Consider the following 12,853-nt stretch of genomic DNA (forward strand, 5'->3'; position numbering starts at 1 on the left):
CTCATCAGCCGTGCGCGGCGGCGCGCTCGTCGTAGCCCTCGCGGTTCGCTTCCCACCACTCGACCGTGCGCCTGACACCTTCGGCGAACGTCACTTCGGCCTCGAACCCGAAGAGTTCGCGGGCGCGCGCAGTATCGAGCTTGCGGCGCGGCTGGCCGTTGGGCTTGGACGTGTCCCAGATGATCTCGCCCTCGTATCCGACCGCTTCAGCGATCGTGGCTGCGAGGTCCTTCATCGAGATCTCCCAGCCCGCTCCGAGGTTCACCGGCTCCTCGCCGTCGTACTTCTCGGCCGCGAGCACAATCGCCCGAGCGCAATCCTCGACGAACAGGAACTCGCGCGTGGGCGAGCCGTCGCCCCAGAGCACCACGGTCTCGCTTGCGTCTCGGGCCGCGATCATCTTGCGGATCATGGCGGGGATCACGTGACTCGACTCGAGGTTGAAGTTGTCTCGTGGCCCGTACAGGTTCACCGGCAACAAGAACACGCCATTGAATCCGTACTGCTGGCGGTAGGCCTGGCACTGGACGAGCATCATCTTCTTCGCCAAGCCGTACGGCGCATTGGTCTCCTCGGGATAGCCCGCCCAAAGGTCTTCCTCGCGAAAGGGAATCGGCGCGAACTTGGGGTAGGCGCAGATGGTGCCCAGCGCGACGAACTTGCTCACGCCGGCGAGCCGTGCTTCCTCGATGAGCTGGATGCCCATCATGGCGTTCTCGAAGAAGTACTTGCCCGGGTTGGTCATGTTGGCGCCGATGCCGCCGACCACCGCTGCCAGATGAATGATCACGTCGGGCCGTGAGTCCGCGAGCATCCGCAGGATATCCTCGCGCTTCACCAAGTCGTACTCGGGATACTCAGGAACGAACACGTCACGCGCACCGTGGCGCTCGAGCTCCTCAAGTACGAACGAGCCGAGGAAGCCGGCCCCGCCCGTCACACAGATGCGCGCCCCTGCCAATTGAGCCATGGCTTCACTCCTCGCCACTGGCATCTGCGTTGGCGCCTGCGACGTGATACTCCGCGGGTCCTGCGTCCTCAAGCGGCGGCAAGAGATCGACCTGCGCCAATCGCCGCACTCGGTCGAGGTCGGCGTCGACCATCTCGTTCACCAACTGCGTGAACCCCACTTTCGGTTCCCAGCCCAACCGCTCGCGCGCCTTTGCCGGGTCTCCGAGCAGAAGCTCGACCTCCGCGGGTCTGAAGAACTCCGGATCAACCGTCACGTGCTTCTCGTAGTCGAGCGCGACGCGCGAGAATGCAACCTCGCAGAGTTCGCGAACCGTGTGCGTCTCCCCTGTCGCGACCACGAAATCGTCGGGCTCGTCATGCTGGAGCATCAACCACATCGCTTCGACGTAGTCACCTGCGAAACCCCAGTCGCGCTTCGCCTCGAGGTTGCCCAGCCTGAGCTCATCGGCCAACCCCAACTTGATGCGCGCAACGCCGTCGCTGATCTTGCGTGTCACGAACTCGAACCCGCGCCGCGGGGACTCATGGTTGAACAAGATGCCGTTCGAGGCGAACATCCCGTACGACTCGCGGTAGTTGACCGTGATGTAGTGACCGTAGACCTTGGCGACACCGTAGGGAGAACGAGGGTGAAACGGTGTCAGCTCTGTCTGCGGAACCTCATGGACTTTGCCGAACATCTCCGATGACGAAGCCTGATAGAAGCGAGCCTTCGGCGAAACGCGACGCACCGCCTCGAGCAGTCGCGTGGTTCCCAACGCATCGACATCCCCTGTGTAGACCGCCTGTCGCCACGAGTCGCCGACGAAAGACTGTGCCGCCAGGTTGTATACCTCGTCCGGACGCACTTCATCCACGACGTCAATCAGCGACGCCTGGTCGCTCATGTCACCGTGCACAAGCTTGACCCGGTCGACCAGGTGCTCGATTCGCTCCAGCCGCGAAGCCGTCGAAGCGCGGCGCACCAGCCCGTGGACCTCGTAGCCCTTTTCGAGCAGGAATTCGGCAAGGTACGAGCCGTCCTGGCCGGTGATGCCAGTGACAAGCGCCCTTCGGGTCATCAGTCGCTCTCCCTATTCCAGTCGTCTTCGAGGCGCACGATGTCATCCTCGCCCAAGTACTCGCCAACCTGTACTTCTATGACCACGAGCGGCACCTTGCCCACGTTCTGCATGCGATGCACGCACCCCACGGGCAGGAATACGCCCTCGTTCTGGTGAACCTCGATGCGCTCGTCATCTCGCTCGACCATCGCAGAACCGCTCACCACTATCCAGTGTTCGCTACGATGCCGATGCTTCTGCAGGCTGATCCTGGCACCGGGCTTCACCTCGATGTACTTGATCTGATAGGCGGGCGAGTCGAGAAGGCTCATCCACGAGCCCCACGGCCGCAGCGAGACCTTCGGCTTGGTGACCTCCGGAGCGCCCACTGCTTTGAGCGCGTCGAATACGTGTCGCACGTCCTGCGCGCGATTCTTGGGCAGCACGAGCGTAGCATCCGAGGTGTCGACGACGATGAGGTCCTCGACTCCAAGGGTGGCCACCAACCGGTCGCCTGAGTAGATGAGGGAATTGACACTGTCGATGTCGAGCCCACGCCCCAGCCGCACATTGCCGCGCTCATCGGCCGGCGCCACGCACTCCAGCGCCAGCAGCGAGCCCACGTCGCTCCACTCGAGAGGCGCCGGAATCACCGCCACGTGCTCACTGCGCTCCATGACCGCCTTGTCGATCGAGATCGAGGCCAGCGCGCTGAAGCGATCGAACGCCTCGCGACCGTTGCGGTCCGCCGGGTCCTGTGCCGCGATCCAGCGTGCAGCCTCGGCGATGCGCGCTTCCTCGCCACCCGCTGCATCCAACTCGTCGAGCACCTGCTGCACCTTCATGACGAAGATGCCGGCGTTCCAGTAGTAACGCCCGCTGTCCACGAACTCCTGCGCGCGGTCAGCGTCGGGCTTCTCGACGAACTCGGCCGCGACGTGGGGTACGGCTCCACCGATAGCACGACCGTCCAGCGGCTCACCAGCCCGGATGTAGCCGTAGCCGGTCTCGGGCCGCGTCGGCGTGATCCCGATCGTCACGAGGTATCCATCGGCGGCAACCGCCATCGCGGCCTCGATGCACTCCGCCCACAGCTGGCCGCCCTCGAGCAGGTGATCGCTCGGGAGCACCACCATGATCGCCTCAGGGTCCTCAGCGGCAAACACGGCCGCAGCAAGCGCGATGGCCGGCGCGGTGTTCTTCGCCACGGGTTCCTGGATGTAGCGGACCGCGTGAAGTGCGGTGTCCTCATGGGCCGTCAGATGGTTGCGCAGCTCGTCGAAGAGACGCTCGTTGGTCGCGATGGCGACGGATGAACCGCCCTCGGCGAACGGCAGGATGCGGTGAACCGCCTGCGCGATGAGTGACTCGGTCCCGAACATCGACAGCAGCTGCTTTGGATTGAGTTCGCGCGACAGAGGCCAGAAACGCTGGCCAGAGCCGCCCGCGAGGACGACGGCGCGCAGGTGCGGGTTTCGCTGGGTCACGTGGGGTCTCCGAGTGGGTGATCGACCGGGCATGCGAATGCCTGCGATTGTATCAGGACAGGGCGGGCCGACGGCGGGAGCTCAGACGGGAGCGATCTCGGCAAGGAGCGCTGTGGACTCCGCAATCGCGTAGGTGCGCACCAAACCCCAGTCGTGCGGCACAAGCATCACCGGCTCGGGCTCACTCTCGGCGTCATCGAAGTAGGCCAGCGAACGCAACAGGTGAACGACGTTATAGCGGACGCCGGGGTACTTGACCGGGAGCGCTCGCACGATGTCGCGAACGGTGACGCCCGCAGCAGCCAGATGGTACAGGTCGATGAAATCCTTCCGACTCCCGCGTTGCGAGATCGCGATCAGCTTCATGCAGCCGATATCGAGAAGGCTTGCCAAAGGCACCCCGAGCCCGGCGTCGACGGGCTCGGCGAGAAGCAGCGCCTCGTACCAGAAGAGACTCACTCGCACGCCATCAAACTCACCTACAAGCGTGCCCTCCTCCTGCCTGTCGATCACCATGCTTCCCCGCGCAGCCAGGTCGCCCAAGACCCGCGCAGTGCTCCAAGGGCGTTCGGTGAACAGGTCCAGGTCGAGGGATTGCCGGTGCCCCAGCTGCAGTGCCGCCGCAGTCCCGCCGGCCAGGTAGAACCCCGAGACCGAAGGAATCTCCGAGAGAATGTGCAGCACCGACGCCGTCTCCGCGTCGATGACCTCCCGATGTGGCTCGACCGTCTCACGCGACATCGCGGATTCTCGCCTCCAGGATGTTCGTCCAGGCACTCGCCGCTTTGTGCGACAAACCGCGCGACGTTCGTGCCACCTCCAGAATGCGCTCTACCGGGTACGTCGAGAACAGCCACCGCAGGTGCACCGGACGCCCCGCTTCGAGGATGCGCTCGATGATGAAGCGAGCATGGCGTTCTGGGTCGAGTGACTCCACGTCTACGTCCCAGAAGACGGCTGCGCGCTCCGCTGTGGGGACTCCACGATCCTGGATGCTGGAGACCGGCGGGCTGATCATCTCGCGCACCGCTGCCCTTGGGATGCGCGTGACGCGCTCGGATACCCGCGTGGCGGGCAGCTTGCCCGCCACGATCCACAGATGAACGGTCCGCGCGGTCACACCGAGCATCGCCGCCGCTTCACGGGCAGAGAGGTAGTCCTTGGGAGCGAGATCAGTGCCCGAAGTATCCATGTCGGTATTCTACCACTTCGAGCTGGCTTGTTTCTCTTATTTCTCTTATCGGGTGCCGCCTCATCCCCGCTGCGCGCAGTACGGCAGCGAGTCCTCGCGGATCTCCTCGCCCTGCAGGCGATGTGCGAGAGCTGCGACAAGTGCTCGGGCGCGCGCGCAGAATTCGCCGGCACCGAGCCGCGCGGGATCGATCTCGGCGGCACCCGCGACCGTGTCGAGCAGCCGGTCAGCCCCCACGTAGTGCGCGGTCCTGCCACCGCCACGCGCCTCGATCAGGCCTGCCGCGACGAGCTTGCGCAGGTCCTGGACGGCAGTAACGTCCGAGACGTCGGCCACGGCACGGTAGTACCGGTTGGTCACTGCTCGCCCGAACAGCGCGTCGTAGAGCGCGTGCGATGCGCGCTCGTTCAGCTGCAGATCGTGCACGGCTATGTCGGTCAGCACGGTCCACAGCGCACGCTCGAGCGTATCCCTGAGCGAGAGCGCCTCTGCCTGAGTCGCTTGCGCCGCGACGTGCGCGGACACGAACGGCGTCACGTCGGCGGCCTCGTCATAGGAGTCGCCCAGGCACTCGAACGCCTCGTAGTACGCATCGACGTGACGCCCCCACCACTCCTCAAGGCTCGTGAACTGGGGTGCCCGGTAGCCTCCCCGATACATGACGAGCGAGGAAAGAACCCGAGCAGTCCGACCGTTGCCGTCGCGGAACGGGTGAATGGCCGCCATCCGTACATGAGCGGCCGCCGCCGCGACGGGAGCGTCCTTCTCGCACGCTCCGAGCCAGTCACAGAGCTCGTCGAGCAGACCGGCGACCGATTCCGGCATCACCGGCTGAAAGACCTGTTCGCCGGTCGAGGCGTTCGCGAGCCAGTTCTGCACGCGCCGAATGCGGCCGGCTTCCGCAGCGTACGAGCCGCCCATCACGCTGCGGTGGACGGCCAAGATCAGCTCGCGCTGCCAGACGAACCCGGAGTCGTCGGCGCGACTCAGTACCAACGCCATCGCCTCGCGATACGCCATGAGTTCCGCTGCATCGCCAGCGCTCACCGAGGCGGGACGGTCCCCCATGAGGATGCGACGCGCCTCATCGGCGGTGACGTTCACGCCCTCGAGCCTCACCGAGGCCGAGGCCGCCTCCGCGACCAGGTCCGCGCGCGTCCGCCCCGCCCACACGCGCGGCAGCGGCCCCCGGCGGTCGAGCTGCTCGCGCAGGTGCTCGATTCGCGCGACGTGAGCCGCTGTGGCATCGGTGATGTGGAAGCGAAACACGGACGCACCCCTTGCTCGTGGCGAATAAACACTTAAACACTTTAGCGAATAGGTGTTTAATCGCCAAGCACTGTGCGTTGTTTCCCATCAGATGGTAAGAATCTCACCACGCGATGGGAAAACGTGCAGACCTACGCCCCCATCGCGGCCGTGTACGCCGCGAGGTCGTCCCGGGTCACGTCGGTCGGGCTCTCGCCTTCGCCCACACGCTGGTACCAGGTGACCGTGCGCTCCACCGCCGTCTGGAAGTCCCAGACGGGCCGCCAACCGAGCTCTCGCTTGGCCTTGGCGATGTCGAGCACGAGCATCCCGGCCTCATAGGGCGCCTCGCCCGAATCCGGCACGTCCCACTCGCCCGCTCCCCAGGCACCCAGCGCGCACTCGACCAGCTCGCGAACGGTGTGGACATCCTCGGGCTCCGGTCCGAAGTTGAACGCGTCGGCGAACTCCTGACCCCGCTCCAAGAGGGCCGCGGCAAGGGACAGGTAGCCCGCGAGCGGCTCCAAGACATGCTGCCACGGTCGGATGGTCTCAGGCCTGCGGATTCGCACGGGCTCGCCCACAGCAAGCGCGCGCACGACGTCAGGGATGATGCGGTCGTTGGACCAGTCCCCGCCGCCGATGACGTTGCCCGAGCGCGCAGTGGCGATTGCGGCCCCGCCATCCGAGAGGAACGAGCGCCGGTACGATGCGCTGACGATCTCGGAGCACGCCTTGCTCGCCGAGTACGGGTCGCGACCACCGAGGATCGACTCCTCGACGAACGCCTCGCCTGTCTCGGGATTCTCGTAGACCTTGTCGGTGGTGACGTTGACCACCGCACGCGTCTCGGTGCTCGACCGCACGGCCTCGAGGACGTTGACGGTCCCCATCACGTTGGTATCGAACGTGTAGCGCGGCTCGGCGTAGGAACGAAGTACCGCCGGCTGTGCCGCCAGATGGAACACCACCTCGGGACGAACCTCGGCGAAGACGCGCGCAACGCGCTCGGAATCGCGGATGTCTCCGATACGACTGTCCATGTGATGCGCAAGCAGCATCTCAGCAAACAGCGCGGGCGACGAGTCCGGCTCCAGGGCCAACCCGGTGACCTCCGCGCCCATGTCGAGCAGCCAGCGAGTGAGCCACGATCCCTTGAACCCCGTGTGGCCGGTGAGAAGGATCCTTCGACCCGCAAAGGCGCTTCTCGGGTCAGGCAAGCGGATAGCCGACGCCATAGTCGATGCCCCCAGACGCTTGTGCCGGACTGCCCCCGTTTCCTGAAGAAGACTATACGCCTGCCGGGGCGGAGTTGTCCCGCCGACATCGGCCAGCGGCTGACCGCCGGCTGACCGAGCGGCCGACCGAGCGGCCGACCTGACGGCTGACCCTACCTGCCGAGCAGCCCGTCAAGGCGTCCGCGCAGCTCAGGACCGTACTCGGGGGAGTTCAGTGCCAGCGCGACGTTGGCCTCCAGCCAGGACAGCACGTTTCCGGTGTCGAAGCCCTCGGCCGGATCGACGACCACGGCGTAGAGCTCTTCGACCTCGAGCAGCTTGACCAGCGCATCGGTGAGCTGGATCTCATCGCCGCGTCCGGGCCGAACCTCCGGCAGCAGCTGCATCACGCGCGGGGTGAGCAGGTAGCGCCCGAAGATGGCGAGGTTGCTCGGTGCTTCGTTGACGGGCGGCTTCTCGACCAGGCCGGTGACGCGCCATGCGTCGTCGCCGACTTCGTGCCCCTCGATGACGCCATACCTGCTGACCATGTCATCGGGCACCGGCATGACGGCGATGACACTCGCGCCCGTACGCCGATGGACCTCGAGCAGCCGAGGCAGCACGCAGTTGCAGGGCACGAGCATGTCGCCCAGGAGCACGTAGAAGGGCTCGTCATCGGTGAAGGGCGCACCGCACAGCACCGCGTGACCGAGGCCCTTGGGCTTCTTCTGCCGCACGTAGAAGACCTCGGCGAGGTCGGAGATGCGGCGTACCTGCCGAAGACGATCGGTGTTGCCGGTGGACTCCAGCAGCTCCTCGAGTTCGATGGAGCGGTCGAAGTGATCCTCGATGGCGCGTTTGCCGCGCCCCGTCACGATGAGGATGTCATCGGCCTCAGCCGCTACCGCCTCCTCGACGACGTACTGGATGACCGGCTTGTCGACGACGGGAAGCATCTCTTTGGGCTGCGACTTCGTCGCGGGCAGGAAGCGGGTGCCCAGACCTGCTGCAGGGATGATGGCCTTCATCTGACGAGTCCTCCAGGTGACGTTCGGAATCGGTTGCTGCAATGCGTGGGCGCGGGTCGGCGGTCAGCGCACATCAGCGCACGCGGAGAAGTATCCCACACCGCATGGGCGTGTCAGGTGCGAAACGGATTCTCGAAGCGCACACCCTCGACCTCTCGCCCGTGCGTGAACTCCTCTGTGTATACGAGCGAGATGCCGTTGAGTCTGGCCACGGCCCAGATCTGGGCGTCGTAGAAGGCGAAACCATGGCGCTCGACGCCACGCCCGGCCTCGAGCACGACCTCAGGCGTGGTGTCGTGAACGGTGAACAAGGCGGTGAGAGCCCTCGCCTGGTCAAGCGCCTCCGACATGTCCAACCGATGGCGAAACTTCCTCGCCACGACGTTCACATACTCACCAAGCACCTGAACGCACACCGCGCCTTCCCCCGTCGTGGCCAGTTCGCGCACCAAGGCGATCGCGCGCGCCTGCTTCTGGGGCGCGTCTGCATCGTGCGCGTACACGAGCACGTTAGTGTCGATCAGTGCCGCGCTCATGAATCTCCTCACGCGTCCACTTTTGCCCGCCGCTGGACGCCTTGCTCGTGAGCGCACCCTGCACGAACTGCTCGCATAGCTTCATCCGATACTCGCGGTCCGTTTCCTCGATCTGACGGTCGATGGCCCGTCTGACAAGGGCGGATTGCGAGACGCCCAGTACCGCCGCGCGCTCCTCGAGCAGACGGTCCTGTTCAGGCGAGATGACGATCTGCTTGCGCACCATGCGGGCCATGCTGACACCTGCTCCCAACCGCGCTCTTACCGCACTCATACCCAGTACTACACATCTACGTTACACATCCTACCACGCGACCCCTCCTCGGAGCGCGGCACGCCGATAGCCGTGCACAAAGAGAAAGGGCCCGCGCTGCATGCACGCCGGCCCTGTGGTTCGTCGTGGATTCGAGCCGCGCTACAGCGTCGCGAGTACCTCGCCGGCAGCCGCGACGAACGCGTCGATCTCCTCGTCGGTGTGCGCCATCGAGACGAAACAGGCCTCGAACTGGCTTGGCGCAAGCCAGTAGCCACGATCGAGCATTCCGCGGAAGAACCGCGCGTACCGGTCGGTGTCGCAGGTGGAAGCGCTCGCCCAGCTGCTCACCTCGAGGTGGGTGAAGAACATCGTCGACATCGAGCCGACGCGATTGCAGTGCGTGTGAATGGCGGCGCTGCCGGCGGCGCGGCACAGGCCGTCGGCCAGCTTCTTGCCCTTGCGGTCGAGCTCCGCGTACACGCCCGGCTCGGATAGTCCCGCAATCGTGGCGAGTCCCGCGACCATGGCCACGGGGTTACCCGACAGCGTCCCGGCCTGGTAGACCGGCCCCTCGGGCGCGAGGTGCCGCATGATCTCGGCCTTGCCGCCGAACGCTCCCACCGGGAAACCGCCGCCGATGATCTTGCCCAGCGTGGTCAGGTCCGGGGTGACTCCGTAGAGCTCCTGCGCGCCGCCGAGCGCCACGCGGAAACCGGAGATGACCTCATCGAAGATGAGGACGGTCCCGTGCTCGTCGCACAGGTCCCGCAAGCCCTTGAGAAAGCCCGGCTTCGGCGGCACGACACCCATGTTGCCGGCGATCGGCTCAAGGATGATGGCCGCGATCTGCTCCGGATGGGCCTCGAGCGCCTCGCGCACCGCGTCAACGTCGTTGTACGGCAGCACGACGGTGTCCTTCGCGGCCCCTTCGGTCACTCCCGGCGTGCCGGGAATCGACAGGGTCAGCAGTCCCGAACCCGCCGCCACCAGCAGCGCGTCTGAGTGGCCGTGGTAGTTGCCATCGAACTTGATGAACTTCTCGCGTCCGGTGTAGCCACGCGCCAGGCGAATGGCGCTCATCGTCGCTTCGGTGCCGCTTGAGACGAAGCGCACCATCTCGACGCTCGGCACCGCGTTGATGACGGCCTGGGCCGCGTCGATCTCTACGCACGTGGGCGCCCCGTAGCTCGTCCCCAGCTCCAGCTGGGCACGTACGGCCTCGAGAACGGGCTCGTAACCGTGCCCCAGGATCATCGGGCCCCAGCTGCCCACGAAGTCCACGTACTCGCGCCCGTCGATATCCCAGATGTGGCTGCCTTTGGCCCTCGCCACGAAACGAGGCTCGGTTCCCACGCTCTTGTAGGCGCGCACGGGCGAGTTCACGCCCCCGGGGATGACATCGCAGGCAGTACTGAAGGTGTCGTGTGAGGACTGAGTCATGGGAACTCGACCTTTCCTTTGAGGCAATCAGATACGCGCGCAACCGGGGTCCGACGCCCACGGCGCAGCCCTGACATAGTACCCCAGGAGGGGCGAGGAGCGTTGGCGACGGCGGCCCGTCAGTGCCTGCTGCGCTTGGCCGCCAAGACCGTCGCGACACCCGTGACAGCGGGGGCCACGAAGAATACCGCCGTGATCGCATACAAGACCGCGTCCGGCATCATACGGTCGAACGCGAGGCGCAGGTAGGCGAACACCGCCGCGTACGCGATCGCTCCCCCCAGCGCGATGAACCGGACCCTACTGGTGGACAGCATCGCAGCGGCCGCAGAGAGCGTAGTGAGGCCCAGCAGCCCCGCCGTCAGGAAAAGGCCGCTGTCATCGTCGATAGTCATGCCGCCGAAGAGGCCTGCGACGAGACCCGCCCATGCCACCACGCACACCACACCGACCCCGAGCGGCACCGCAGTCGCCACCCAGGCCGGTCGATGCCGCAGAAACTCCTTCGCCCCCGTGCGAGCGTCCGTCATCAGCTCTCCTTGAAGGTCGATGTTTGTCCTGTCATCAGTTCTGTTCCGGACGGCTCAGTCCTTCACGAAATCCGCGAACGGCAAGGCGGGATGGGTGAATCGCCCTACTCGATGCCCGACAGAGCCCAGACCGCGTCGGCCGGCCTGATGTACCGGTATCAGTCGTGGCCGGTGGTCGAAACGCCGACCTCGGCCGCCGCCTCATCGAGCGAGCACTCACCCTTCCACGCCGGCGGCTCGTAGGCGCAGTACGGCTCGGCTTCGAGGTAGTCGCCGGTGATTTCGAGTGCGCGTGCGCGGCACCCCCCGCAGACCGCCTTGTACTCGCATGCCCCGCACTTGCCCTTCAGCAGCGAGTAGTCGCGCAGATCGTTGAAGACCTGCGACTCGGTCCATATCTCGGAGAACGGCTTGTCCTTGACGTTGCCGAGCTGCATATCGAAGTACCCACACGGCTGAATGTCGCCCACATGACTGACGAAGCAGAAGGTGATGCCGCCGAGGCAACCCCGCGTCATCGCGTCGAGTCCGTACTCTTCGCGCGTGACCTTCTTGCCTTCGGCCTTGGCGAGCTGACGGATGATGCGGTAGTAGTGCGGCGCGTCAGTCGGCTTGAAGTGCAGCGGGCTCGTCTTCTGGCGGTGGTAGGCCCACGTGAGTACCTTCTCGTACTCGTCGGGCGGAAGCTCCTCGGCGAGGATCTCGGATCCGCGCCCCGTGGGCACCAGCATGAAGATGTGGAAGGCATCGACATCGAGTGACTCGGCCAGATCGTGGATCTCCTCGATGAGATGGGCGTTGCGCGTGGTGACGGTGGTGTTGATCTGGACGCCAACCCCCGCGGCCTTGGCCATCTTGATGCCCGCGATAGTCTGGTCGAAGCAGCCCGGCTGCGCGCGGAACTCGTCGTGTCCGTCGGCGGTCGGGAAGTCGATAGACACACTGATGCGCGGGATCTTGTGCTCGGCCATCTTGGCGGCGATGTCCTCGGTGATGAGGGTCGCGTTGGTCCCGATGACCGGCATGGCGCCCTTCTCGTGGCAGTAGTCCACGATCTCCCAGATGTCGGGGCGCATCAGTGGCTCACCACCGGTGAGGATGATGATGGGGTTGCTGATGGTGACGATGTCGTCGACGGTCGCCTTGATCTGATCGAGCGAGAGCTCGCCGTCGTAGTGGCCGAACTCCGCCGCTGCCCGGCAGTGCACGCAGCTCAGGTTGCAGCTGCGCGTGATCTCCCACGCGATGATGCGCGGGGCCTTGATGCCGGTGCGCTCCTGGTAGGCGATGGCCGCCGGGCCGCCGCCCGGCCGAAAGCCCACGCTGCGCGCGCCGCCGTGCCGCTGACGCTCGCTGGGGCCCCCGGGGATGCCAGCCGGATGGCCGCTGGGGCCCCCGGGGATGCCAGCCGGATGGCCGAAGCCGACTCCCGCAGGGTGAGAAGCACCCGAGGACGTTTCCGCAGGGCGCCCCGCCGACGTGCCGACCGGAATCGCAACGGCCGCCTGACCGCAGCCAGCCTCAGCCTCAGCCATTTCCTGCTCGCTGATCGTTCCGTCGTCCTCGCCGAACTCCTCTTCGAGCTCGAGGTCCGGACGTGCAGAGCTGTCGCCGACGTTATTGCTCACTGGTTCTCCTTGATGACATGTGCGCCGCTAGCACACGAACAGCGTAACTATCCGATTATCCCGCATTTCTGCCTGCGAGGTAGTGGCACCAGCGAACGGCGTGCCCTGCGTGCCGTTCACGCGCTTCCACGCGTCGGCGTCCGACTGATATCCGTTCAGGCTCGCACGGCTTTCGGGTACCATGGAACCGTGCACGGTACGGAAGGGCGTCGGCTGTCGCGCGCACATGGCGCAGGCGTCGCGGGTGCCGCCGAGCATCCGATAGAGGGGCAC

Annotated in this window: 13 protein-coding genes; all 13 read right to left on the reverse strand. The window is 65.7% G+C overall.

Annotated features, from left to right (window positions below):
• Positions 1 to 4: 4 nt before the first annotated feature.
• The 13 genes from U1E26_00165 to U1E26_00225 all read right to left on the reverse strand — a co-directional run bounded on the left by U1E26_00165 (position 5) and on the right by U1E26_00225 (position 12,580).
• Entirely contained in the window at positions 5 to 970 is a 966-nt protein-coding gene (locus U1E26_00165; protein ID MDZ4168054.1) for a GDP-L-fucose synthase, read from the reverse strand.
• A gap of 4 nt (positions 971 to 974) precedes the next feature.
• Positions 975 to 2,036, reverse strand: a complete 1,062-nt coding sequence (gene gmd, locus U1E26_00170) for a GDP-mannose 4,6-dehydratase (GenBank protein MDZ4168055.1) — start codon at positions 2,034 to 2,036, stop codon at positions 975 to 977.
• Positions 2,033 to 3,502, reverse strand: coding sequence for a mannose-1-phosphate guanylyltransferase/mannose-6-phosphate isomerase (locus U1E26_00175; protein MDZ4168056.1), 1,470 nt, complete (start codon positions 3,500 to 3,502; stop codon positions 2,033 to 2,035). Before U1E26_00175 ends, gmd begins: the two co-directional genes overlap by 4 nt.
• An 81-nt stretch (positions 3,503 to 3,583) precedes the next feature.
• Positions 3,584 to 4,243, reverse strand: coding sequence for a nucleotidyl transferase AbiEii/AbiGii toxin family protein (locus U1E26_00180; protein MDZ4168057.1), 660 nt, complete (start codon positions 4,241 to 4,243; stop codon positions 3,584 to 3,586).
• Positions 4,233 to 4,694, reverse strand: coding sequence for a helix-turn-helix domain-containing protein (locus U1E26_00185; GenBank protein ID MDZ4168058.1), 462 nt, complete (start codon positions 4,692 to 4,694; stop codon positions 4,233 to 4,235). Before U1E26_00185 ends, U1E26_00180 begins: the two co-directional genes overlap by 11 nt.
• Positions 4,695 to 4,754: 60 nt before the next feature.
• On the reverse strand, positions 4,755 to 5,963 hold the full coding sequence (locus U1E26_00190; protein ID MDZ4168059.1) for a Fic family protein: 1,209 nt from the start codon (positions 5,961 to 5,963) through the stop codon (positions 4,755 to 4,757).
• Between the two features lie 131 nt (positions 5,964 to 6,094).
• Positions 6,095 to 7,180, reverse strand: coding sequence for a CDP-glucose 4,6-dehydratase (rfbG, locus tag U1E26_00195; GenBank protein ID MDZ4168060.1), 1,086 nt, complete (start codon positions 7,178 to 7,180; stop codon positions 6,095 to 6,097).
• 152 nt (positions 7,181 to 7,332) lie between these two features.
• Positions 7,333 to 8,190, reverse strand: coding sequence for a UTP--glucose-1-phosphate uridylyltransferase GalU (gene galU / locus U1E26_00200; protein ID MDZ4168061.1), 858 nt, complete (start codon positions 8,188 to 8,190; stop codon positions 7,333 to 7,335).
• 113 nt (positions 8,191 to 8,303) lie between these two features.
• Positions 8,304 to 8,726: a PIN domain-containing protein gene (locus U1E26_00205; GenBank protein MDZ4168062.1), complete on the reverse strand. Its 423-nt coding sequence runs from the start codon at positions 8,724 to 8,726 to the stop codon at positions 8,304 to 8,306.
• Positions 8,701 to 8,961 carry a ribbon-helix-helix protein, CopG family gene (locus U1E26_00210; protein MDZ4168063.1) on the reverse strand — a complete coding sequence of 87 codons (261 nt, stop codon included), beginning with the start codon at positions 8,959 to 8,961 and terminating at the stop codon, positions 8,701 to 8,703. The genes U1E26_00205 and U1E26_00210 overlap by 26 nt, the downstream gene beginning before the upstream one ends.
• Before the next feature lie 180 nt (positions 8,962 to 9,141).
• Entirely contained in the window at positions 9,142 to 10,422 is a 1,281-nt protein-coding gene (gene hemL / locus U1E26_00215; protein ID MDZ4168064.1) for a glutamate-1-semialdehyde 2,1-aminomutase, read from the reverse strand.
• A gap of 119 nt (positions 10,423 to 10,541) precedes the next feature.
• A complete protein-coding gene (locus U1E26_00220; protein MDZ4168065.1) occupies positions 10,542 to 10,952 on the reverse strand; it encodes a hypothetical protein in 411 nt (136 codons plus the stop codon).
• Between the two features lie 158 nt (positions 10,953 to 11,110).
• On the reverse strand, positions 11,111 to 12,580 hold the full coding sequence (locus tag U1E26_00225) for a radical SAM protein (protein MDZ4168066.1): 1,470 nt from the start codon (positions 12,578 to 12,580) through the stop codon (positions 11,111 to 11,113).
• Between the last annotated feature and the right edge of the window lie 273 nt (positions 12,581 to 12,853).

This window comes from Coriobacteriia bacterium (assembly GCA_034370385.1).
Taxonomy (GTDB): domain Bacteria; phylum Actinomycetota; class Coriobacteriia; order Anaerosomatales; family PHET01; genus JAXMKZ01.

Coding starts and splice junctions, on each gene's coding strand:
- U1E26_00165 (MDZ4168054.1), bottom strand. CDS start 970: ATGGCTCAATTGGCAGGGGCGCGCATCTGTGTGACGGGCGGGGCCGGC.
- U1E26_00180 (MDZ4168057.1), bottom strand. CDS start 4,243: ATGTCGCGTGAGACGGTCGAGCCACATCGGGAGGTCATCGACGCGGAG.
- U1E26_00185 (MDZ4168058.1), bottom strand. CDS start 4,694: ATGGATACTTCGGGCACTGATCTCGCTCCCAAGGACTACCTCTCTGCC.
- rfbG (MDZ4168060.1), bottom strand. CDS start 7,180: ATGGCGTCGGCTATCCGCTTGCCTGACCCGAGAAGCGCCTTTGCGGGT.
- galU (MDZ4168061.1), bottom strand. CDS start 8,190: ATGAAGGCCATCATCCCTGCAGCAGGTCTGGGCACCCGCTTCCTGCCC.
- U1E26_00205 (MDZ4168062.1), bottom strand. CDS start 8,726: ATGAGCGCGGCACTGATCGACACTAACGTGCTCGTGTACGCGCACGAT.
- U1E26_00210 (MDZ4168063.1), bottom strand. CDS start 8,961: ATGGCCCGCATGGTGCGCAAGCAGATCGTCATCTCGCCTGAACAGGAC.
- hemL (MDZ4168064.1), bottom strand. CDS start 10,422: ATGACTCAGTCCTCACACGACACCTTCAGTACTGCCTGCGATGTCATC.
- U1E26_00220 (MDZ4168065.1), bottom strand. CDS start 10,952: ATGACGGACGCTCGCACGGGGGCGAAGGAGTTTCTGCGGCATCGACCG.